This is a genomic window from Mesorhizobium sp. B3-1-7 (genome assembly GCF_006439385.1).
Lineage (GTDB): Bacteria > Pseudomonadota > Alphaproteobacteria > Rhizobiales > Rhizobiaceae > Mesorhizobium.
In genome coordinates this window covers 211,473-232,131 of record NZ_VFTL01000005.1, presented here as the reverse complement: position 1 = coordinate 232,131, position 20,659 = coordinate 211,473, and the positions used below count along the sequence as shown (strand labels likewise).

Annotated in this window: 16 protein-coding genes; 8 read left to right on the top strand and 8 right to left on the bottom strand. The window is 62.8% G+C overall.

From position 1 onward, the window contains the following. Positions 1-193 precede the first annotated feature (193 nt). The 4 genes from FJ417_RS06465 to FJ417_RS06450 all read right to left on the bottom strand — a co-directional run bounded on the left by FJ417_RS06465 (position 194) and on the right by FJ417_RS06450 (position 5,749). Positions 194-565 carry a VOC family protein gene (locus FJ417_RS06465; RefSeq protein WP_140782886.1) on the bottom strand — a complete coding sequence of 124 codons (372 nt, stop codon included), beginning with the start codon at positions 563-565 and terminating at the stop codon, positions 194-196. Between the two features lie 129 nt (positions 566-694). After that, positions 695-1,396, bottom strand: a complete 702-nt coding sequence (locus FJ417_RS06460) for a hypothetical protein (RefSeq protein WP_140782885.1) — start codon at positions 1,394-1,396, stop codon at positions 695-697. Continuing rightward, positions 1,396-1,956, bottom strand: a complete 561-nt coding sequence (locus tag FJ417_RS06455; RefSeq protein ID WP_140782884.1) for an ATP-binding protein — start codon at positions 1,954-1,956, stop codon at positions 1,396-1,398. The genes FJ417_RS06460 and FJ417_RS06455 overlap by 1 nt, the downstream gene beginning before the upstream one ends. Positions 1,957-1,972: 16 nt before the next feature. Then, positions 1,973-5,749, bottom strand: coding sequence for a vitamin B12-dependent ribonucleotide reductase (locus tag FJ417_RS06450; RefSeq protein WP_140782883.1), 3,777 nt, complete (start codon positions 5,747-5,749; stop codon positions 1,973-1,975). Between the two features lie 712 nt (positions 5,750-6,461). On the opposite strand from FJ417_RS06450, the gene gltX reads away from it, so the two are divergent. Then, positions 6,462-7,835 (top strand): glutamate--tRNA ligase, encoded by a 1,374-nt coding sequence (gene gltX / locus FJ417_RS06445; protein ID WP_140782882.1) that lies wholly within the window; start codon positions 6,462-6,464, stop codon positions 7,833-7,835. On the opposite strand, the gene FJ417_RS06440 is transcribed toward gltX, so the two are convergent. After that, positions 7,753-8,946 (bottom strand): DUF2865 domain-containing protein, encoded by a 1,194-nt coding sequence (locus tag FJ417_RS06440; RefSeq protein WP_246687403.1) that lies wholly within the window; start codon positions 8,944-8,946, stop codon positions 7,753-7,755. The two genes, gltX and FJ417_RS06440, sit on opposite strands and share 83 nt — an antisense overlap. Positions 8,947-9,197: 251 nt before the next feature. Between FJ417_RS06440 and FJ417_RS06435 the strand changes: the two genes are divergently transcribed. After that, the gene (locus tag FJ417_RS06435) at positions 9,198-9,839 is read left to right on the top strand and encodes a DUF1287 domain-containing protein (protein WP_226891792.1); all 642 of its coding nucleotides are present in this window, start codon (positions 9,198-9,200) and stop codon (positions 9,837-9,839) included. A 17-nt stretch (positions 9,840-9,856) separates the two neighbouring features. Here FJ417_RS06435 and FJ417_RS06430 read toward each other — a convergent pair whose 3' ends face one another. Beyond that, entirely contained in the window at positions 9,857-12,181 is a 2,325-nt protein-coding gene (locus tag FJ417_RS06430) for an NADP-dependent malic enzyme (protein WP_140648085.1), read from the bottom strand. Positions 12,182-12,343: 162 nt separating this feature from the next. Continuing rightward, entirely contained in the window at positions 12,344-13,123 is a 780-nt protein-coding gene (locus tag FJ417_RS06425; protein ID WP_140782880.1) for an SDR family oxidoreductase, read from the bottom strand. A gap of 121 nt (positions 13,124-13,244) precedes the next feature. Between FJ417_RS06425 and FJ417_RS06420 the strand changes: the two genes are divergently transcribed. Further along, a complete protein-coding gene (locus FJ417_RS06420; RefSeq protein ID WP_140648087.1) occupies positions 13,245-14,075 on the top strand; it encodes a UDP-2,3-diacylglucosamine diphosphatase in 831 nt (276 codons plus the stop codon). Positions 14,076-14,273: 198 nt separating this feature from the next. Continuing rightward, entirely contained in the window at positions 14,274-15,488 is a 1,215-nt protein-coding gene (locus FJ417_RS06415) for an MFS transporter (RefSeq protein ID WP_140782879.1), read from the top strand. On the opposite strand, the gene dgcA is transcribed toward FJ417_RS06415, so the two are convergent. Then, on the bottom strand, positions 15,459-16,442 hold the full coding sequence (gene dgcA, locus FJ417_RS06410) for an N-acetyl-D-Glu racemase DgcA (protein ID WP_140782878.1): 984 nt from the start codon (positions 16,440-16,442) through the stop codon (positions 15,459-15,461). The two genes, FJ417_RS06415 and dgcA, sit on opposite strands and share 30 nt — an antisense overlap. A gap of 77 nt (positions 16,443-16,519) precedes the next feature. Between dgcA and FJ417_RS06405 the strand changes: the two genes are divergently transcribed. Genes FJ417_RS06405 through FJ417_RS06390 form a run of 4 tightly spaced genes read left to right on the top strand, consistent with a single transcriptional unit; the run spans position 16,520 to position 20,597 of the window. Then, positions 16,520-17,704 carry an ABC transporter permease gene (locus tag FJ417_RS06405; RefSeq protein ID WP_140648090.1) on the top strand — a complete coding sequence of 395 codons (1,185 nt, stop codon included), beginning with the start codon at positions 16,520-16,522 and terminating at the stop codon, positions 17,702-17,704. Between the two features lies 1 nt (position 17,705). Further along, positions 17,706-18,518, top strand: a complete 813-nt coding sequence (locus tag FJ417_RS06400) for an ABC transporter ATP-binding protein (RefSeq protein WP_140782877.1) — start codon at positions 17,706-17,708, stop codon at positions 18,516-18,518. Between the two features lie 14 nt (positions 18,519-18,532). Beyond that, positions 18,533-19,906 (top strand): MlaD family protein, encoded by a 1,374-nt coding sequence (locus tag FJ417_RS06395; RefSeq protein WP_140782876.1) that lies wholly within the window; start codon positions 18,533-18,535, stop codon positions 19,904-19,906. After that, entirely contained in the window at positions 19,887-20,597 is a 711-nt protein-coding gene (locus FJ417_RS06390; RefSeq protein ID WP_140782875.1) for an ABC-type transport auxiliary lipoprotein family protein, read from the top strand. The genes FJ417_RS06395 and FJ417_RS06390 overlap by 20 nt, the downstream gene beginning before the upstream one ends. Positions 20,598-20,659: the final 62 nt, after the last annotated feature.

Sequence of the window (20,659 nt, the reverse complement as noted above, 5' to 3'; positions counted from 1 at the left end):
GGGCGGAGCAAGGAGCGAAGCGACGCGCGCAGACCCTGGAATCCATGCCGTTACATCAACGCGTTGCAACGGTTCAGAATTCTGCGCCGTTGCGCCCTACGATAAAGGTCACGGCATGGATCCTCGGGTCTGCGCGCGTCGCTTCGCTCCTTGCTCCGCCCTGGAATGACGAAGCGGAGGGTTCTCTGCCACACTACGCCTCGTTGATCATCGCCTCGATATTATAACCGTCGGGATCGAGTACGAAGCAGGCGTAGTAATGCTCGGCATAATCCGGGCGCGGACCGGGCGCGCCATTGTCCGCGGCGCCCGCCTCGATCGCCGCGCGATGGAACGCATCGACCTCGGCCTTGCTCTTCACCCGGAAGGCGACATGCAGATGGGTGAGCGGCGGCTTCTCGCCCGTGCTCTGGATCTCGAACAGGCAGCCATTGCCGACATCAAAGGCCCAGAAGACGCCTTCTTTGCCGAAGGACAGGCTGTAGCCCAGAGGCGCAAAAGCCTGTTCGTAGAAGAGCTTGCTCTTGTCGAGGTCGCTCACTTCGATGGTGATGTGGTCGATCATGGTGTTCCAGACGTTAGCAAATCGGCTGCGACCGGTCCGATAACATCACTTTTGCGACAGTTGCTCCGGTGATGGCACCACGCCTTTTGAGTGCTATTGGATCGATTAGGAACAAAAGGGCTTGGCCAATCAGAACTGCCTTGTAAGCAATTTCCTTTGATCAGACCTCAATGAACTCAAATCTGGAGTCCAATCAAAATTCTCAAAGAATTCGACAATCACGTCAGAAAAATCGTCATGATTTGCCGCTTGAAGCAGATTTGGCTCAACCTTTCGGCTTATGGATACCGCGTTAGCTTTAGTTATTCTATCGTACGAGAAGGGCATTCTATCAAATTCGCCTATCCAGAGATGGCGGTCGGCAGCTCCTTCAAGCTTGATACTGATCTCAACGCCAGAGCCATAGATACCATTTCTGTATAGTCTAAAAAGAAATTCGATGATCTCGGTAAGAAGCCATATCGACCCAAGGACGCTTACGGCACCTGGCTTAGGAGGGCGACCTGAGTGATATTTTGTCCAGACGACCCAGTCCTCACCAAGAGCGCGATAGTGTAGAAACTGGGTTGATCGGTACATTCGCCAAAACTCAATATGATCGTTCCAGTCAACCCAATTCTCATAGTATTCGCCCGCCGGTCCTCTTCCTGAAGAGTCGTCGTTTCGGTTAGAAATATGCGGGTAATCCCAGCCACGTAATTCTACATGACTTCGGTCGACGATCACGTTGCAGTTTGGAAGCGAGAGGTCTTCCATGGGTAACGTGAGCGGCCGAAAATTAATACGCCAGTAGGCCTTCGAGCGTATCTTTTCGATGAGACCCTCTTTCATTAAAGTCCACCGAGTTCATCATCGAGCTTTTTGATTGGCTGTGCCGGCACTGCCAAACCAAGCCGTTGAAAGCGATGCATGCGCAACGCCGTTGCACGCTCTATGACCTGTCCCAAGTCAAAGGAGTTTGAGATTGCTGCACTCTGCCATCGTTTGTTGCGATTTCTGTAGTAGAGCGTAGCCTCTTTTACGTCGGCACCGTTGCGCCTGCATAAAACTGGCACGTCTTGGAATGGTTCCACCCTGATAGCTGCGAATGTCAATCCGTTGGAATCTTTCGGAAAAGTCACTGAAAAATTCACATGCGGGTCAGCAAATTTGGCCATCTGGTCTCGCATAATATCGAGATCATAGGTAGCCAATTGCGCTGCAGACAAACCCTGTCGAGTGAATGTCTTATCTTCCACTCCGATTAAGATTAGCCCGCCGTCTTCGACGTTCGACATAGCAAGAATGTCCTTGGCCAGCTGTTGCGCATCCCACTGCCCAGCCGCCTTTATATCGAAGTTTTGTGTCTCAGTCCCGCCCTGTAGGCGGGACTCTAAATCAGCGGTATCCATTATTTGGCATCAGTTCTCAGCTGCACCCGCTCGTAGAACCACACGTGTCGCACTTCTCGCAGGTGCCGTTTCGCACCATGGTGAAGTTGTGGCACTCGGAGCATTCGTTGCCGGTGTAGCCCTGGAGCAGCGACTGCTGGCGCCTTGTCGCGGCGAGCTTCTTCGCCTCGGCGGCCTCGTTGGCGGCGGCGTCGGTGAATAACGCCTCGGCGCCGCCGGCGGCTTCGGCTTCTTCTTCGACCATATCCTCGGCCAGTTCCCGGGCGCGCTCCTCATAGTCGCGCTTGTAGGCGATGGCCTCGTCGCTGGCCGGCTTCAGCGCCAGCACGTTGGAGCCTGAGAAGGCGGTGGGCGCCGCGCGGGCAGGGGCGGTCGACGGCCCCGAGCCGCCGAAACCCTTCGGGTCTGAGCCGGCAGCTGACACCAGCTTCACCGGCGAGGCGCCGCGATAGAGGCCCTTGGAGAAGGGCGTCGCCTTGCCTTCGGTGATGCCGCGGCCGAGCGCGGTCTTGTCGAAGTCCGACTGGTCGACATGGGCGAGGTCGTGGCGGCCGAGATAGGAGACCGCGAGCTCGCGGAACACGTAGTCGAGGATCGATGTCGCGTTCTTGATGGCGTCGTTGCCCTGCACCATGCCGGCCGGCTCGAACTTGGTGAAGGTGAAGGCCTCGACATATTCGTCGAGCGGCACGCCATATTGCAGGCCGAGCGAGATGGCGATGGCGAAGTTGTTCATCATGGCGCGGAAGGCGGCGCCTTCCTTGTGCATGTCGATGAAGATCTCGCCGAGGCGGCCGTCGTCGAATTCGCCGGTCCTGAGATAGACCTTGTGGCCGCCGACGACGGCCTTCTGCGTGTAGCCCTTGCGGCGGTTCGGCAGCTTCTCGCGGTCGCGGTAGAGCCGCTCGATGACGCGCTCGACGATCTTTTCCGTCACCTGCACGGCGCGCTGCGCGGCGGGCGCGGCGATCAGCTGCTCGACCGCCTCGTCCTCGTCCTCCTCGCCATCGGCGAGCAGCGAGGCATTGAGCGGCTGCGAGAGCTTCGAGCCGTCGCGATAAAGCGCGTTCGCCTTCAGCGCCAGCTTCCACGACAGCATATAGGCGTTCTTGGCGTCCTCGACGGTCGCCTCGTTCGGCATGTTGATGGTCTTGGAGATAGCGCCCGAGATGAAGGGCTGCGCCGCCGCCATCATCAGGATGTGGCTATTGATCGAGAGCGAGCGCTTGCCGATCTTGCCGCAGGGGCTGGCGCAATCGAACACCGGCAGATGCTCGGCCTTGAGGAAGGGCGCGCCTTCCAAAGTCATCGCACCGCAGACATGGATGTTGGCGGCGTCGATGTCCTTCTTCGAGAAGCCGAGAGCCGGCAGCATCTCGAAGGAGATGTCGCCGAGCTGCTCGTCGGTGAAGCCGAGCGTCTCCTTCACCCAGTCGGCGCCGAGCGTCCACTGGTTGAACACGAACTTGATGTCGAAGGCCGACTTCAGCGCCGCATTCAGCGCCGCGATCTTCTCGTCGCTGAAGCCCTTGGCCTTGAGCGAGGACGGGTTGATGCCGGGCGCCTGGTTGAGGTTGCCGTGGCCGACCGCGTAGGCCTCGATCTCGGCGATCTGGCTTTCGGAGTAGCCCAGCGTGCGCAGCGCTTCCGGCACGGCGCGGTTGATGATCTTGAAATAGCCGCCGCCGGCGAGCTTCTTGAACTTCACCAGCGCGAAGTCGGGCTCGATGCCGGTGGTGTCGCAATCCATGACCAGACCGATCGTGCCGGTCGGCGCAATCACGGTCGCCTGCGCGTTGCGGTAGCCATGCTCCTCGCCGAGCTCGATGGCGCGGTCCCAGGCGGCGCGGGCATGCTCGGCCAAAGCCTGCTGCTTCAGGTCGGCGGCGACCAGCGGCACCGGGTTGACGGCGAGCTTCTCGTAGCCGTCCTTGTCGCCGTAAGCGGCGCGGCGGTGATTGCGCATGACGCGCAGCATGTTCTGTGCGTTGCGGTCATAGTCCGGGAAGGCGCCGAGCTCGGCGGCCATCTCGGCCGAAGTCGAATAGGCAACGCCGGTCATGATGGCGGTAAGCGCTGCACAGATGGCGCGGCCCTCGTCGGAGTCGTAAGGGATGCCCGAGGTCATCAGCAGGCCGCCGATATTGGCGTAGCCGAGGCCGAGCGTGCGGTATTCGTAAGAGAGCTTGGCGATTTCCTTGGACGGGAACTGCGCCATCATCACCGAGATTTCGAGCACGACAGTCCACAGGCGAACGGTATGCTCGTAAGCGGCGATGTCGATCGTGCCGTCTTCGCGGCGGTAGGGCAAAAGGTTGATCGAGGCGAGGTTGCAGGCCGTGTCGTCGAGGAACATGTATTCCGAGCACGGGTTGGAGGCCCGGATCGCACCGGCGGAGGCGCAAGTGTGCCAGTCGTTCATCGTCGTGTTGAAGTGCAGGCCCGGATCGGCGGAAGCCCAGGCGGCGTAGCCGATCTTTTCCCACAGGTCGCGCGCCTTCAGCGTCTTCAGCACCTTGCCGTCCTTGCGGGCGGTAAGCTGCCAGTCGCCATCGGCCTCGACGGCGCGCAGGAAATTGTCCTTCAGCGACACCGAGTTGTTGGAGTTCTGGCCGGAGACGGTGAGATAGGCGTCCGAATCCCAGTCGGTGTCGTAGGTCTTGAACGACATCGAGGTGTAGCCTTGCTTGGCGAACTGGATGACGCGGTAGATGTAGTTCTCCGGCACGGCGTCCTTCTTGGCCGCCTTGATCTCGCGCTTCAGCGCGGTGTTCAAAGCCGGATCGAAGCAGTCGTCGCCATGGCCTTCGCAATTGACGCAGGCCTTCATGATGGCTTCGAGATGCTTCTTGACGATCTTGGAGCCGGTCACCAGCGAGGCGACCTTCTGCTCTTCGTTGACCTTCCAGTCGATGAAGTCCTCGATATCCGGGTGGTCGGCGTCGACGATGACCATTTTCGCCGCACGGCGCGTCGTGCCGCCCGACTTGATGGCGCCCGCCGCGCGGTCGCCGATCTTGAGGAAGCTCATCAGGCCGGACGAGCGGCCGCCGCCGGACAGCTTTTCGCCTTCGCCGCGCAGCATCGAGAAGTTCGAGCCGGTGCCGGAGCCGTATTTGAACAGGCGCGCCTCGCGCACCCACAAATCCATGATGCCGCCCTCGTTGACGAGATCGTCCTGCACGCCCTGGATGAAGCAGGCATGCGGCTGCGGATGCTCGTAGGAGGACTTCGACTTGGTCAGCTTGCCGGTGAAGGGGTCGACATAGAAGTGGCCCTGGCTCGGGCCGTCGATGCCGTAGGCCCAGTGCAGGCCGGTGTTGAACCACTGCGGCGAGTTCGGCGCGACGCGCTGGGTGGCGAGCATATAGGCGAGCTCGTCGCGGAAAGCGCGCGCGTCGTCCTCGGATTTGAAGTAGCCGCCCTTGTAACCCCAATAGGTCCAGGTGCCGGCGAGGCGATCAAAGACCTGGCGGGCGTCGGTTTCCGAACCATAGCGCTCGGCCTCGGGCAGCTTGGCGAGCTCAGCCTCGTCGGCAACCGAACGCCACAGAAAGGAGGGGACGTCGTTCTCCTCGACCTTCTTCAGGCGCGCCGGCACGCCGGCCTTGCGGAAATACTTTTGGGCCAGGATGTCGGCCGCGACCTGGCTGAACTGCGCCGGCACATCGATATTGTCCAGGCGGAACACCACCGAGCCGTCGGGATTCTTGATCTCCGACAAAGCCTTGCGGAATTCGATCTCCGCATAGGCAGACTGATCTGGCTTGGTGAAGCGACGCTCGATGCGCATTGGTCCCGTTCCTTTGTGTCTATATATAGCGCTTTTCCCCAGGGATTGCTGCCCCACATGGCGAAAAGCGCAGTCCGCCGTTTGCCGGCACTGCAAGCAGCGCCGGCATTCTCCTCGTCGCAAGTGCCGGCACGCAGACAGCAAGACGCTTTCCAAGCATCCGCCCGGGCTGCAGGCCGACCCTCGCGGGTCCCTAAACTGAAACTTTTGTCGATTCCCTCCGTAGAGGGAGGTTCACACTATCTAGCGTCGAGCCTGCCTGCAAACACTAAATATAGTGTTAACAGATCATTTTTTCCAGACCGACAATTCTCCCTTTCGCCCACCCAAGCCCTAAAGATCCCCACGCCTCCGCCGGCCTCGTGAACAGGCGGAAATCCGGGCAAAACGCACAAAATCCGGGAAAAAAGACCGGGCTCGAAACTCTCCGGTCGCGCCCGCAACAGGAGCGCATGGCCTATAAAAAGCGACTCGTTCCGACCCGTCAAGGATTCGTTTTTGTAGCTTTTGTGACCCCAACATCTTGTGTGTCACATATGTGGATAACGGGGACATAGGAAGCTTGGGTTCGCAGGCACTTGACGCGGTTTATCAGTCTGCCGTGAAGCCGTGTCGGGCCGTCGGCTTTTCATTTTAGCTGGCTTGCACTATCTGTTGCGTTCGCGCGGGGGCGCGCCTTGTCAACACCAAAAGCATCCGCTACGCCCCGCTCATGACAGTTACTGTACGTTTTGCCCCATCGCCGACCGGCCGCATCCATATCGGCAATGCGCGCACCGCGCTGTTCAATTGGCTTTTCGCCATGAACAACAAGGGCCGTTTCATCCAGCGCTTCGACGACACCGACATTGCCCGCTCGAAGCAGGAATATGCCGATTCCATCCTGTACGACCTGCATTGGCTGGGCATCTTCCCGGATGTCACCGAATACCAGTCGCGTCGCTTCGAGATTTATGACGCTGCGGTCGAGCGACTGAAGGCGGCGCGGGTGCTCTATGCCTGCTACGAGACGCCTGAAGAACTCGATCTGCGCCGCAAGGTGCGTCGCACGCGCGGCCTGCCGCCGGTCTATGGCCGCGAGGCGCTGACGCTGACGCCGGAGCAGGTGGCCGAATACCAGTCGGATGGCCGCCGGCCGCATTGGCGTTTCCTGCTGCCCAACTTCACCGGCGATCCGCTGCAGCCCGAACGGACCGACGTGCATTGGAATGACCTGGTGCGCGGCGAGGAGACCGTCGACCTCGCCTCGCTATCGGATCCCGTCCTGGTGCGCGAGGACGGCACTTATCTCTACACGCTGCCTTCGGTGGTCGACGACATCGATATGGGCGTCAGCCACGTCATTCGCGGCGACGACCACGTCACCAACACCGGCGTGCAGATCGCCATCTTCAGGGCGCTCGGCGCCGAGCCGCCGGTCTTCGGCCACCACAATCTGCTCACTACCGTGTCGGGCGAGGGGCTGTCGAAGCGCACCGGCGCGCTGTCGATCGAAAGCCTGCGCGAGGACGGCATCGAGCCGATGGCGGTGGCTTCGCTTGCGGTGCTGGTCGGCACGTCGGAAAATGTCACCGCCGCGCATGATCTCAACGAGCTTGCCGGCCATTTCGACCCGGCGGCGACGTCCAAGTCCGCCTCCAAATTCGACCCGGACGAGCTCTTCGTGCTCAACCGCGCGCTGATCCATCATATGCCGTTCGAGGAAGCGCGCGACCGGCTGATGGTGCTGGGCATTTCCGGCGACAAGGCCGAGCCGTTCTGGATGGCCGTGCGCGGCAATCTCGACCGCCTGTCGGACGCGGTCGCCTGGTGGCGAATCCTGAGCGAGGGCCCGCAGGAGCCGGCCGAGTTTTCCGGCGAGGACCGTGATTTCCTCAATCAGGCTTTCGAGCTTTTGCCGGAGGAACCGTGGAACGGCACGGTGTGGAAGGACTGGACCGGCAAGATCAGGGAAGCAACCGGGCGCAAGGGCAAGCCGCTGTTCATGCCGCTGAGGCTCGCCCTTACCGGGCGGACTTCGGGGCCGGAGCTTTCAGATCTATTGCCGCTGATGGGTCGGGAAGGAACGCTGGCCCGACGACCCTGACCTTGCGCTGATCCGGCGGCAGCGCCGAGACCGGCGACACCGGCACCTTGGTGGTCAGCCGCTTGATCGCAGCCTGGTCCAGCCCGCCCTCTGCATTGGCGAGCGTTTCCGGATCGGCGCCGGGATCCGGCTTGGACGCCGGCACGGGAATGAAGGGCGCTGCTTCGCTGTCGGGCTGCGACTGTTCGGGGTTGGGCGGGTTGCCGCCGATGATCGTGAAGTTGCCGGCTTGCGCGTTGCAGCCGCAGGTCGGCGGCCGTGAATAATTGGCCTGCTTGTAGAGATAGGCGGTCGGCAGCTCGCTGTAGGGTTGACCGGTCGCCGACGAGGTCATCGAGCCAGAGTCGTCGTCCATTCCCCGCGAATAGAAGACCTGCATTTCGGTGCCCGGGCAGCTCGATTCGCAATTCTTCTGGTCGCGCTCGAAGTCGCCGATGGAAGCCGCGTTGGACATCGGGAAGAAATAGCCGTCGCAGGTGCGCACGCACATGGTGTGGAACTCGCCGCCCAGTCGCGGCAGGTCCATGCCGTCCGGCTGGTTGATGACGCGGCGGATGTTGCGCTCGCCTGGATCATCGGAAGGCACCTCCGAGTCCGGCATATCGGGGGCATCGGGCGTTTCGAGCTGCTGGTCCTGGCGGCCGAAAAGCTGCTCGAACAGATTGCCGCCGCCATTGTCGCGGGCCGCCTCCCGAAGCGGGGCGCGGCGCGGCGCGATCTCTTCATCGCGGCAGCCATTGGCGTCGAGCGCCGCCAGGATGCGGCTGCGGTCGCGCCGCGTGCCGCCGTCGGCGAGCCGCTCGCGCTTGGCCTGCAATGTGTCGAGGTTGGCGTTCATGCGCTGGATCGAGGCATTGATCGCCGCGCATTGGCTGACATTGCGCGAAAACAGCGTGAAGCCGCAATTGGCGTCGCCCGCCCGACTGCGGGCCTTGGCAAGCTGCTCGCGCTGGCGCTGGATGGCATCATCATATTTGCGCACGATGCCCGGCCCTCCGCCGCCACCGCGTGTCGCGGCGAGTTCGGCTTCGAGCTGCCTGCAAGCGCGCGAGGCCCCCTCGGACTCGGTCACGGCGACGACCGAGCCTGCAAGCGCTGCAAGCAGCGCCATCAGGTGGGTCAGCTTCAACCCCGCGCCTTTCATCCGAAACCCCAAATCGCCTGTTCGACCCGAAGCTACGCTGCCGTGGTTAATCGACTATGCCAGAGTCGGAGCCACCGAGCTCAAGGACAATTCGGCGTGAAACGTTTTCAACCGGAAACACAACCTCCGTTGCCAGCCGCAAAACGCCGAGAGCCTAAAAAAGACGCTTTCGCGCGGGACCAATTGCGCGAATTCGGCTTGCAAGAGAGGGGCGATGCATGATCCCGATTACCCGTCGAAGCGCGCTGCAGCTCGGCCTTCTGTTCCTGGCCGTGCCGTACGCGATGGCCAGAAAAGCCACGCCTGAGGCGATGGCGAAGATCGCCACGCCTGAATGGACCTTCAGGCTGGTCGATGCCGCGCGCAGGCAGATCGGCGTCACCACGCTCTACGATCCGACTTACACCCGCATCCCCTATCCCGGCGGCGATGTCGCGCAGGACCGGGGCGTGTGCACGGATGTCGTGATCCGAGCCTATCGCCACGCCTTCCGGCTCGACCTACAAAAGCTGGTGCATGAGGACATGCTGGCCGATTTCTCCGCCTATCCCAAGGCCTGGGGTTTGAAATCGACCGATCCGAACATTGACCACCGCAGAGTGCCTAATCTCGCCGTGTTCTTCGAACGGCGGGGGGCTTCGCTCGCCGTCAGCGACGATCCTGCCGACTATCAGCCGGGCGATCTCGTCACCCAGATGCTGCCCGGCAACCTGACGCATATCGCCATCGTCTCCACCAACCGCTCGACCGAGGCACCGGAACGGCCACTGGTCATCCACAATATCGGCCGGGGCGCCCGCGAGGAGGACACGCTCTTTGTCTTCAGGCGGACGGGGCATTTCCGCTTCGCGCCTGCCTAGGCAGGCCTCAACACACACTAACCCAGATCGACCACCGCCTGCGCCTTGTGCGCCGCCTCGACCACGGCTAGCGCGGTCATGTTGACGACGCCGCGCGAGGTCACCGACGGCGTCAATATATGCGCGGGCTTGTCCGTGCCGAGCAGGATCGGCCCGACATGCAGCGCGTCCATCATGGCGCGCAGCGCCGTCAGCGTGATGTTGGCCGAATCGAGGTTCGGGAAGACCAGCAGATTGGCTTCGCCCTTCAGCCTGGAATGCGGATAGACGCGCTGGCGCAGATGCTCCGAAAGTGCTGTATCGGCATGCATTTCGCCGTCGCACTGCAAGCCGGGCGCGATGCGGCCGAGGATTTCCGCCGCGCGGCGCATCTTCAGCGCGCTCGGGGAATCGCGCGAGCCGAAATCCGAATGCGACAGAAGCGCTGCCTTCGGCTCGATGCCGAAGCGCTGGATTTCCTCCGCCGCCAGCACCGTCATTTCGGCGATCTCCTCCGCGGTCGGGTCGACCGAGACATGTGTGTCGGTGAGGAAGATGATGCCGCGCTGCGAGATCAGCATCGACAGCGTCGACAGGTCATGATCCTTGATGCCGGCGCGCGGCCCGATGATCAGCGTGACATTGCGCAGATGCCGCTCGAAGCGGCCTTCGAGGCCGCAGACCATGGCGTCCGCGTCGCCGCGCTTCAGCGCTAGGGCCGCGATCACCGTGTTGTCGGTACGCACCATGGTGCGGGCGGCTTCCGTCGTCACGCCGCGCCGGCCGGCCAGCTCGATCAGGAGGTCGACATAGTGGCGATAGCGCGGATCGTCCTCCGGGTTGATCAGCGCGAAATCGACGCCCGGCCGGATGCGCAGACCGTAGCGTTTCAGCCTGACCTCCACCACATGCGGGCGACCGATCAAGGTCGGTTCGGCGATGCCTTCCTCCAGCACCACCTGCGCGGCGCGCAGCACGCGCTCGTCCTCGCCGTCGGCATAGATGACACGCTTGGCGCTTGAAGCCTTGGCGGAGGAGAACACCGGCTTCATCACCAGGCCGGAGCGGAAGACGAAGCGGTTGAGCTTGTCGATATAGGCGGCGAAGTCGGCGATCGGCCGCGTCGCGACGCCGGTGTCGCAGGCAGCCTTGGCCACCGCCGGCGCGATGCGCAGGATGAGGCGCGGATCGAAGGGCGAGGGAATCAGGAAATCGGGGCCGAACATCGGCGTCTCGCCGGAATAGGCGCGCGCCGCGACATCCGATGGCTCCTCGCGCGCAAGGGCGGCGATGGCGCGGACCGCCGCCATCTTCATCTCCTCGTTGATGGCGCTGGCGCCGCAATCGAGCGCGCCGCGGAAGATGTAAGGAAAGCAGAGCACGTTGTTGACTTGATTGGGAAAATCCGAGCGCCCGGTGCAGATCATGGCGTCCGGCCGCGCGGCTCTTGCCGCTTCCGGCATGATCTCGGGATTAGGGTTGGCCAAAGCCAGGATCAGCGGCTTCGGCGCCATATGCTGCAGCAGTTCCGGCTTCAGCACGCCTGCGGCGGAAAGGCCGAGGAAGACGTCGGCACCGGGAATGACGTCGGCCAGCGTGCGCGCCTCGGTATCCTTCACATACGGGTCTTTCCAGCGATCCATCTCCTCGACGCGGCCCTTGTGGGCGACGCCGAAACGGTCGGTGACCCAGATGTTTTCGACCCTGGCGCCGAGCGAGACCAAAAGGTTGAGACAGGCGAGCGCCGCGGCACCCGCTCCGGACGTGACGATCTTGATGTCGGAGATTGCCTTGCCGGCCAATTCCAGCCCGTTGAGCACCGCGGCTGCAACGATGATCGCGGTGCCGTGCTGGTCGTCGTGGAAGACCGGGATGCCCATGCGGGCTTTCAGCCGCTCCTCGACCTCGAAACATTCAGGCGCCTTGATGTCCTCGAGGTTGATGCCGCCGAAGGTCGGTTCGAGCGCCGCGACGGTCTCGACCATGCGGTCGATCTCCGGCGCATCGATCTCGATGTCGAAGACGTCGATGCCGGCGAATTTCTTGAACAGCACCGCCTTGCCTTCCATCACCGGCTTGGAGGCGAGCGGACCGATATTGCCGAGCCCAAGCACGGCGGAGCCATTGGAAACGACGCCGACGAGGTTGGCGCGGGCGGTATAGTCGGCGGCGGTTGCCGGGTCGTCGCGGATTTCGAGGCAGGGCGCGGCGACGCCCGGCGAATAGGCAAGCGCCAGATCCCGCTGGTTGCCGAGCGGCTTCGTCGCCTGGATTTCGAGCTTTCCCGGTGTCGGATGCTTGTGGAAGAAGAGGGCGGCCTCGTCGAGGTCCGACCGGGCCGTTTTCTTGCTCTCGCCGTCCATCCGGCCCTCCCTCTGTTCCTGATTTGGAGCCTTTTAGCATGCGCCGGCGAGTCTTCGCGACGGCAAATCGCGGATCCCGGCCTTCACAATGCCGGAGCGAAAATAATCAACCGATTCCAGACGGTTGGCTCGGAAGCCTCAGGCGTATTGGATTGGCGGCGGTCAAAACGCGCTGACGTAGAGACCGCCGTCGACCGGGATGTTCTGGCCGGTGAGGTAGCCGGCATGGACGGAGCAGAGGAAGGCGCAGATCTGACCGAATTCCTCCGGCGTGCCGAGACGTTTTGCCGGCACGTCGGCGCTGATGCGGGCCTTGCGCGCGGCGGCCGCGGCCGGATCTTCCTCGGTGCCGGCCTCATGCGGGCCGCGCAGCCGGTCGGTATCGAGCTTGCCGGGCAAGAGGCTGTTGATGGTGACGTTGCGGTCGATCACCGTGCGCGCCACGCCGGCGAGGAACGAGGTCAGGCCGGCGCGCGCGCCGGAAGACAGGTCGAGGCCGGGGATCGGCACATAGACTGACAGCGAGGTGATGTTGACGATGCGGCCGAAGCCGCGCTTGGCCATGCCGTCGATCACCGCCTGGACGAGTTCGATCGGCGTGACCATGTTCTGCGTAACGCCCTCGAGGATCTTTGTGCGGTCGAGCTCGCGAAAATCGCGCAGCGGCGGGCCGCCATTGTTGTTGACGAGGATGTCGGGATCGGGGCAGGCGGCGAGTATCGCTTTCTGCACGTCCGGCTTCGACACGTCGCCGGCAACTTCGATGACCTTGACGCCGAACCGGTCGCGGATGTCCTTGGCGGTCTTGGCCACGAGTTCGGCGTTGCGGCCATTGACGACGAGATCGACGCCGGCTTCGGCAAGCGCAATGGCGCAGCCGCGCCCCAGTCCCTTGCTCGAGGCGCAGACGATGGCCTTCTTCCCGCGAATGCCGAGATCCATGACGGTTTTCTCCTGATTGACTTGCGCGCAAGCTAGCGCCTCGGCTGGACCAACCGCAACCGTCATACGGTTGTTGCATGAATCGGGGCATAGGCACGCGAAAGCAAAGGGTAAAATCGTCATGTCAGACCCAGAGCCCCGCACTTTCCGCGCCCTGTTCATTTCCGACGTGCATCTCGGCTCGAAAGCGGCCAAGGCCGATTTCCTGATCGACTTCCTGCGTTATCACGACGCCGAAATCATCTATCTGGTCGGCGATATCGTCGACGGCTGGCGGCTGCGGCGCAGCTGGCACTGGCCGCAGAGCCACAACGACGTGGTGCAGAAGCTGCTGCGCAAGGCGCGCAAGGGCGCCTCGATCACCTATATCGCCGGCAATCACGACGAATTCGCCCGCCAGTTCCAGGGTGTGCATTTCGGCGGAATCGTCGTCGCCGACCGCGCCATCCATGAGACCGCCGACGGCCGGCGCCTGCTGGTTATCCACGGCGACCAGTTCGACACGGTGGTGCACAACCAGCGCTGGCTCGCCTATCTCGGCGACTATGCCTATGACACGGCGATGGTGATCAATCGGGTGGTGACCAAGCTGCGCCACCTGCTCGGCCTGCCTTACTGGTCGTTCTCGTCATGGGCGAAGGTCAAGGTCAAGAAGGCGGTGAACTTCATCGGCTCGTTCCAGACCGTGCTTTCAGAAGAGGCACGGCGCTCGCATGTCGACGGCGTGATCTGCGGCCACATCCATCACGCGGCGATCGAAAGCTATGGCGACGTGCAATACATCAACACCGGCGACTGGGTGGAAAGCTGCACGGCGGTGGTCGAGCATTTCGATGGCCGCATGGAGATCCTGACTTGGGCGCATGTCCTACCTGAGACCACGGCAGGCAGCGACGTGCTGGTGCCGGTCGACATCATCGACCTGAAAGGCAGGGCGGCTCAGGCGGCTTGAATGCAGCTGCCTTTTCCGGTTCCGCCTGCTTTCCTGGTCGCGCTGACATGAGGCGCGAGCCGCGCTCGCTCCCAGGCCCCGTCCGTCGACAGCTTTGCTCTTGATCGATTGATCCAGCCAGTTCCGCCGCGCTTTGCCTCATGTTAGGGATCGAGACACGTTGCATGGGTGTCGTATGCAGCGAAATTGGATCGATTCATGTCGCTGCCGCCGCTATCGCCAGAACAACTTGTCAAGCCAAGCCATTTCGAACTGCGCATGAGCCTGATCTTCGCGACCTTGTTCGTGTCGCAAGGTACCCATCTGCCTTATTTTCCGCTCTGGCTGCAGGCGAAAGGTTTTCATGCCGAGCAGATCGCGGTCATCCTGGCGGCGCCAATGTTCCTGCGTGTCGTGACAACGCCGGTGCTGACCGCGTTCGCCGACCGCGCGAATGACCGAGCCAATGTCTATATCGCATTGGTCGCCGGCTCGATGGTCGTCTCCGCCGGCTATTTCCTGCCGGCCACCTACGCCATAGTGCTCGCCGTCTCGCTTTTGCTGACGATCGTCTGGACGCCGCATTCGCCGATGGCCGATTCGCTGGCGTTGTCAGGCGTGCGGCGCTTCGGCTCGAATTACACGGCGATGCGCAAATGGGGCTCGATCTCGTATCTCGGCGCCAATGTCGTGGGTGGCTTCATCCTGGCGGCCACGGGTCCGCAGGCGGTTCCGGTCATCATCTTCTTTGCGCTCGGCGCGGCCCTGGTCGCGGCGCTGCTGTCGCCACGCATGGGGCGGCCGCGCAAGGCCTCGCCGCTTTCGGCGACCGAGATCCAGCATAAGGCGCCGAGCCTGTTCAGCGCCTATTTCCTCTATTTCACGCTCGGCGTCGGCATCATCACGGCCAGCCACGCCTTCCTCTACGGCTTCGTCTCAATCTATTGGAAATCGATCGGCATCGGCGATTCCGTCGTTGGCCTGCTATGGGCTTGGGGCGTGGTCTCCGAAGTCTGCATGTTCCTGTTTTTCAACCGTATTTTTGCGTCCATCTCGGTCGTCAGGGTGATGGTGATCGCCGGTATCGGTTCGATCGTGCGCTGGATCGCCTTTCCGCTGGTCTGGCCGCTCGGCCTGGGCGTCGCCGGCTTCTTCCTTGTCCAGACGCTGCATTCGGTGTCGGTGGCGATGGTGCTGATCGGCCTGCAGAAGATGATCGGCGAGACGGTCTCCGAAGAGCGGACGGGCGCTGCGCAAGGCATCGCCTATTTCTTCAACGGCTTCTTCATGGCGGCGGTGACGCTCGCTTCCGGCCCCCTTTATGAGCGGCTTGGCGTCGACGGTTTCCTGGCGATGATCCCGATCGCGATCATCGGCATGGTGCTGATAGGCCTCGCTTCCCGCTCAGCCCCAAAGCACCCGCTCAGGGGGTGAAACCAGCGATCCCCGGTAGACAAGGCCGGGCTCGCGATCGCGCGCAAGCAGCAGCGGGCCGTCGAGGTCGACGAAGTCCGCGTCCTGCGCCAGGAGCACTGCCGGCGCCATGGCGAGCGAGGTGCCGACCATGCAACCCACCATGATGCCGAAGCCAAGGTCGCGCGCGCGGTCGCGCAGCTTCAACGCCTCCGTCAGGCCGCCGGATTTGTCGAGTTTGATGTTGACGGCGTCGTAGAGGCCGACCAGCGCATCGAGGTCTTTCGCCGCATGAACGCTTTCGTCGGCGCAAACCGGCACCGGATGCGCGATCCGGCGCAGGATGTCGTCCTTGCCCGCCGGCAGCGGCTGCTCGACCAGCGCTATGCCGTGCTGCGCGGCGAAAGCGAGGTTCGCCTCGACATTTTCGTCGGTCCAACCCTCATTGGCATCCAGGATGATGCGGCTTTCGGGAGCGGCTTCCGTCACCGCACGGATTCTGGCCATATCATTGTCGCCGCCGATCTTGACCTTGAGCAAGGGCCGCGTGGCGTTGGCGCGCGCCTGCGCGGCCATGGCCTCCGGTGTGGCGAGCGACAGGGTGTAGGCGGTTTCCAGCGGCTCGGCAGGAAGGGCCCCGATCGCCGCCGCCACGGACGTGCCGGTCAGCTTGGCTTCCAGGTCCCATAGGGCGCAGTCGATGGCGTTCCGCGCCGCGCCCGCGGGCATGGCCGCAAGCAGGGCGGTCCGGTCGATGCCAGCGACGATCGGATCGTGCATCGCCTCGATGGCCGCGCGCACCCCCTCCATGGTCTCGCCGTAGCGCTTGTAGGGCACGCATTCGCCACGGCCGGAACGTCCCCCGTCAGCGATCGTTACGGTGATGACTTCGGCCTCGGTTTTGGATCCGCGCGAGATGGTGAAGGTGCCGGCGATCGGAAATCGCTCCATTTCGACCGAAATGACACGCGCCATAATTTTCTTCTCCGGCTATGCGACACCAGTCTGCAGGCAAATCGACACGCCAGTCCGGTCACGCTAAACAGGACGCCATGTTGACCATCCGCAAACGCGACGCAAGCGGCGAGGCCAAGGACGCCGAGCATCGGCCACGCGTTGCCGTGGGCGAGGAAGGAGGTGTGCTGGGCTGCGCCTTTTCCGGTGTGTGGACGACGCGCACCGTGGCTCTGGTCGATGCCGACATGCGCAAGATCGAGGGGAAAAGCGGCGCAAAGCAGCTGATGCTCGACCTTTCCCACATCGAAAAGATGGACACAGCCGGCGCCTGGCTTATCGACCGACTGGCGAGCGCCTTCGAGAAGAAAGGCGTCGAGGTCCATTTGCAGGGGCAGAGCGAGATCGCCTCGATCCTGCTCGGCGCTGTCGGCGATGCGGTTCGCCGTGAGCCCGAATCGGGCCCGTCCGGGCCGCCCAACATCATCCTGCGCGCGCTGGAGCTGGTTGGCCGGCGGGTCTATGAGATGCGCGACGATTTCCTCGCTTCGATGAACATCCTCGGCGCCACGATCCGCGGCGCGCAGATGAAGCTTGGCCGCGGCCACGCGGTCAACCTGGCCGCGATCTTCAACCAGATCGATCGCATGGGCGTCGGCGCGATACCGGTGGTGGTGCTGATGTCGGCCATTGTCGGCGCCATCGTCGCCCAGCAGGGCGCCTACCAGCTCAGCTATTTCGGCGCCAACATCTTCGTCGTCGACCTGGTCGGGGTGCTGATCCTGCGCGAGCTCGGCGTGCTGATGACGGCGATCATGCTCGCGGGACGTTCGGGCAGCGCCATCACCGCCGAGATCGGCTCGATGAAGATGCGCGAGGAAGTCGACGCGCTGAAGGTGATCGGCCTCAATCCGATCGGCGTGCTGGTCTTTCCGCGGCTCGTCGCGTTGGTGATCGGGCTGCCGTGCCTCACCATCATCGCCAATTTCGCCGCGCTTGCCGGCGGCATCGTCGCCGCCTGGCTCTATTCCGATATTCCACCGGCCGCGTTCATCGACAGGCTGCGCGTCGCCATCGATCTCAGCACCATCTTTGCCGGCCTGATCAAGGCGCCGTTCATGGCCCTGATCATCGGCATCATTGCCTCGGTCGAGGGCATGAAGGTCGGCGGCAGCGCCGAATCGCTCGGCCTGCACGTGACCGCATCGGTGGTGAAGTCGATCTTCGTCGTCATCATCCTCGACGGGCTTTTCGCCATGTTCTACGCAGCGATCGGGTTCTGAGATGGCGAACGGCAACGGCGCAGCGGCAGCGCAGGATATCAACGACGACGAAATCGTGCTTTCGGTGCGCAACGTCACCGTGGCCATCGACGACAAGCTGATCCTCGACAAGCTCTCGCTCGACATCAAGCGCGGGGAGATCCTTGGCTTTGTCGGCGCTTCGGGCGCCGGCAAATCGGTGCTGTTGCGCACCATATTGGGGCTGATGCCGAAGCAATCGGGGACGATCAGCCTGTTCGGCGTCGATGTCGACAAGGCGAGCGACGCCGACCGCCTGCGCATCGACATGCGGCTCGGCGTCCTTTTCCAGCATGGCGCCCTGTTTTCGGCGCTGACGGTGCTGGAAAACGTCCAGGTGCCGATGCGTGAATATCTCGACCTGCCCAGGGCGCTTATGGATGAGCTCGCCTTGCTCAAGATCGAGCTGGTCGGGTTGCCGGCCGACGCCGCACAGAAGTTTCCGTCCGAGTTGTCCGGCGGCATGATCAAGCGCGCGGCGCTCGCGCGCGCGTTGGCGCTCGACCCTGACATCGTCTTTCTCGACGAGCCGACCTCCGGCCTCGATCCGATCAGCGCGGCCGAATTCGACGAGTTGGTCGTCAAGCTTCGCGACACCATGGACCTGACCGTCTACATGGTCACGCACGATCTCGACACGCTGTTCACCGCTTGCGACCACGTGGCGGTGCTCGGCAAGAAGCGGGTGCTGGTCGAAGGCACGATCGACGATATGCTGAAGAGCGAGGAGCCGTGGGTGAAGTCCTATTTCCGCGGAAAACGCGCCCGGCAACTTGATCTTGCGGCGCGCGCATAGCCATAAGTGAGGCGATGGAAACAAGAGCCAACTACATTATTGTCGGCATCTTCACGCTGGGTGCGATCCTGGCGGCCTTTGCCTTCGTCTATTGGACCGCGGCGATCGGCGACAGAGGCGAAACGACAATGCTGCGCGTGCGCATTCCGGGTTCGGCCTCGGGCCTCGGCCGCGGCAGCTTCGTGCTGTTCAACGGCGTCAAGGTCGGTGACGTCAAACGTGTGTATATCGACGTCGACAATCCGACGGTAGCCATTGCCGACACCGAGATCGACCGCATGACGCCGATCACCAAGTCGACACAGGCCGATATTGGCCTTGCCGGCTTGACCGGCCAGGCCAATATCGAACTCCGGGGCGCCGACCCCAAGGAAGCGAAGCTGCTCGACGAGGCGGAAAAAGAGGGTAGGATCCCCGAGATAACCGCCAATCCGTCGGCGGTCACCAACCTTCTGCAGACGGCGCAGAACATCTTCACCCGCGCCGACAAGGTGCTGAGCGAGCTCGAAGGCTTCACCAAGGACGTTCGCGGCCCGCTGACGCAGACGGTCAAGAACGTCGAGACCTTCTCGGATGCGCTGGCCAAGAACTCCGACGGGATCGACAAGTTCCTGTCGGCGGTGAGCTCGCTTTCGGATCAACTGAAGAATGTTTCGGGCCGGCTCAACAGCACGCTGAAGGCCGCCGAAGGCCTGCTCAATTCCGTCGACAAGGACCAGATCAAGAGTATCGTGGCCAATGTCGATACGGTAACGGCGAATCTGAAGGAGACCTCGAAGCAGTTCGATACAGTCATCGGCAACGTCAACACGGCGGTCGGCTCGATCAACGATTTCGCCAAGCAGACGCAAGGGACGTTGGCCAAGGTCAACGGCGTGCTCGACGGCATCGATCCGGCCGACGTCAAGGCCGCTTTGGCCAACATCCAGAAGGCCAGCGCCAGCGCCGACAAGGCGGCCTCGGACATCGCCAAGGTGACCGACAAGATCGCCAACCGCTCCGACGATATCGACCAGACCATCAAGGACGCCCGCCAGCTCGCGCAGCGGCTCAATGATGCCTCGGTGCGCGTCGACGGCATCCTGGCCAAGGTCGACAAGATCCTCGGCTCCGGCGAGGCCGACGGCGTGATGGCCGATGCCAGGGCGACGCTGAAATCCTTCAAGCAGGTGGCCGACACGCTGAATGCGCGGCTCGGCACCATCACCGACAATCTGGCGCGTTTCTCCGGCCAGGGCCTGCAGAACGTCGAGGCGCTCGTGCAGGACAGCCGGCGCTCGATCAACCGCATCGAGGAAGCGGTGACCGACCTCAGCCGCAATCCGCAGCGCATTCTGTCCGGTGGCGACGGCGAGGTCCGGCAGTTCGATGGAAGGACACGGCGTTGACTTCGGCTGCCGCGACCGCCAAGAAAATGAACCGCGAATGCGGGTTGATCGTAAGATCCGGGGACAACGGGGATCACGCGTGAAGTCGGTCAGGGTGGGAGCGGGTCGTCTGAGATTGTCCGCGGCAGCGTTGCTGGTGCTTTCGGTTGCAGGTTGCGCGGCCCTGGGCGGCAAGCCGGCGCCGCTCGACACGTTCGAATTGTCGGCGCCGTCGGTCGACATGCATGCCCACAGCCGCCGCCAGATCCTGATAGCCCAGCCGTCGGCGCTCAAGGCGCTGGACAGCCAGAACATCGTCATCAGGCCTTCCGACCGGTCGATCCAGTTCCTCAAGGGCGCGCAATGGGCGGACCGGCTGCCATTGATCGTGCAGGCGAGGCTGGCCGAAACCTTCCAGCGCTCCGGCAGCTTTGCCGGTGTCGGCAAGCCGGGTGAGGGGCTGGCGATCGACTACCAGATCATCGTCGAGGTACGCTCCTTCGAGGTGCGCGTCGATGGCGGCGAGCATGCCGATGTCGACCTGTTCGTACGCATCCTCAACGACCGCGATGGTGAGGTGCGCGCCTCGAAGAACTTCACCGCGAGCGCGCCGGTCTCCGGCAGCGGCAACGCTGCCTATGTCGGCGCGCTGGACAACGCCTTCGGCCAGGCGGCGACCGACATCGTCCGCTGGACGGATTCGGCGATCTGAGCGCCGGACAGGCAATCAAACTCCAACATGAAAAAGGCGGGCCTCGGCCCGCCTTTTTGTTT

What these genes read in the sequence shown, in the direction of transcription:
- FJ417_RS06395 (WP_140782876.1), top strand. Translation starts at nt 18,533, where the DNA reads ATGGAAACAAGAGCCAACTACATTATTGTCGGCATCTTCACGCTGGGT.
- FJ417_RS06415 (WP_140782879.1), top strand. Translation starts at nt 14,274, where the DNA reads ATGTCGCTGCCGCCGCTATCGCCAGAACAACTTGTCAAGCCAAGCCAT.
- FJ417_RS06400 (WP_140782877.1), top strand. Translation starts at nt 17,706, where the DNA reads ATGGCGAACGGCAACGGCGCAGCGGCAGCGCAGGATATCAACGACGAC.
- gltX (WP_140782882.1), top strand. Translation starts at nt 6,462, where the DNA reads ATGACAGTTACTGTACGTTTTGCCCCATCGCCGACCGGCCGCATCCAT.
- FJ417_RS06455 (WP_140782884.1), bottom strand. Translation starts at nt 1,956, where the DNA reads ATGGATACCGCTGATTTAGAGTCCCGCCTACAGGGCGGGACTGAGACA.
- FJ417_RS06450 (WP_140782883.1), bottom strand. Translation starts at nt 5,749, where the DNA reads ATGCGCATCGAGCGTCGCTTCACCAAGCCAGATCAGTCTGCCTATGCG.
- FJ417_RS06425 (WP_140782880.1), bottom strand. Translation starts at nt 13,123, where the DNA reads ATGGATCTCGGCATTCGCGGGAAGAAGGCCATCGTCTGCGCCTCGAGC.
- FJ417_RS06405 (WP_140648090.1), top strand. Translation starts at nt 16,520, where the DNA reads ATGTTGACCATCCGCAAACGCGACGCAAGCGGCGAGGCCAAGGACGCC.
- FJ417_RS06420 (WP_140648087.1), top strand. Translation starts at nt 13,245, where the DNA reads ATGTCAGACCCAGAGCCCCGCACTTTCCGCGCCCTGTTCATTTCCGAC.
- FJ417_RS06430 (WP_140648085.1), bottom strand. Translation starts at nt 12,181, where the DNA reads ATGGACGGCGAGAGCAAGAAAACGGCCCGGTCGGACCTCGACGAGGCC.
- FJ417_RS06465 (WP_140782886.1), bottom strand. Translation starts at nt 565, where the DNA reads ATGATCGACCACATCACCATCGAAGTGAGCGACCTCGACAAGAGCAAG.
- dgcA (WP_140782878.1), bottom strand. Translation starts at nt 16,442, where the DNA reads ATGGCGCGTGTCATTTCGGTCGAAATGGAGCGATTTCCGATCGCCGGC.
- FJ417_RS06440 (WP_246687403.1), bottom strand. Translation starts at nt 8,946, where the DNA reads ATGGCGCTGCTTGCAGCGCTTGCAGGCTCGGTCGTCGCCGTGACCGAG.
- FJ417_RS06390 (WP_140782875.1), top strand. Translation starts at nt 19,887, where the DNA reads ATGGAAGGACACGGCGTTGACTTCGGCTGCCGCGACCGCCAAGAAAAT.
- FJ417_RS06435 (WP_226891792.1), top strand. Translation starts at nt 9,198, where the DNA reads ATGATCCCGATTACCCGTCGAAGCGCGCTGCAGCTCGGCCTTCTGTTC.
- FJ417_RS06460 (WP_140782885.1), bottom strand. Translation starts at nt 1,396, where the DNA reads ATGAAAGAGGGTCTCATCGAAAAGATACGCTCGAAGGCCTACTGGCGT.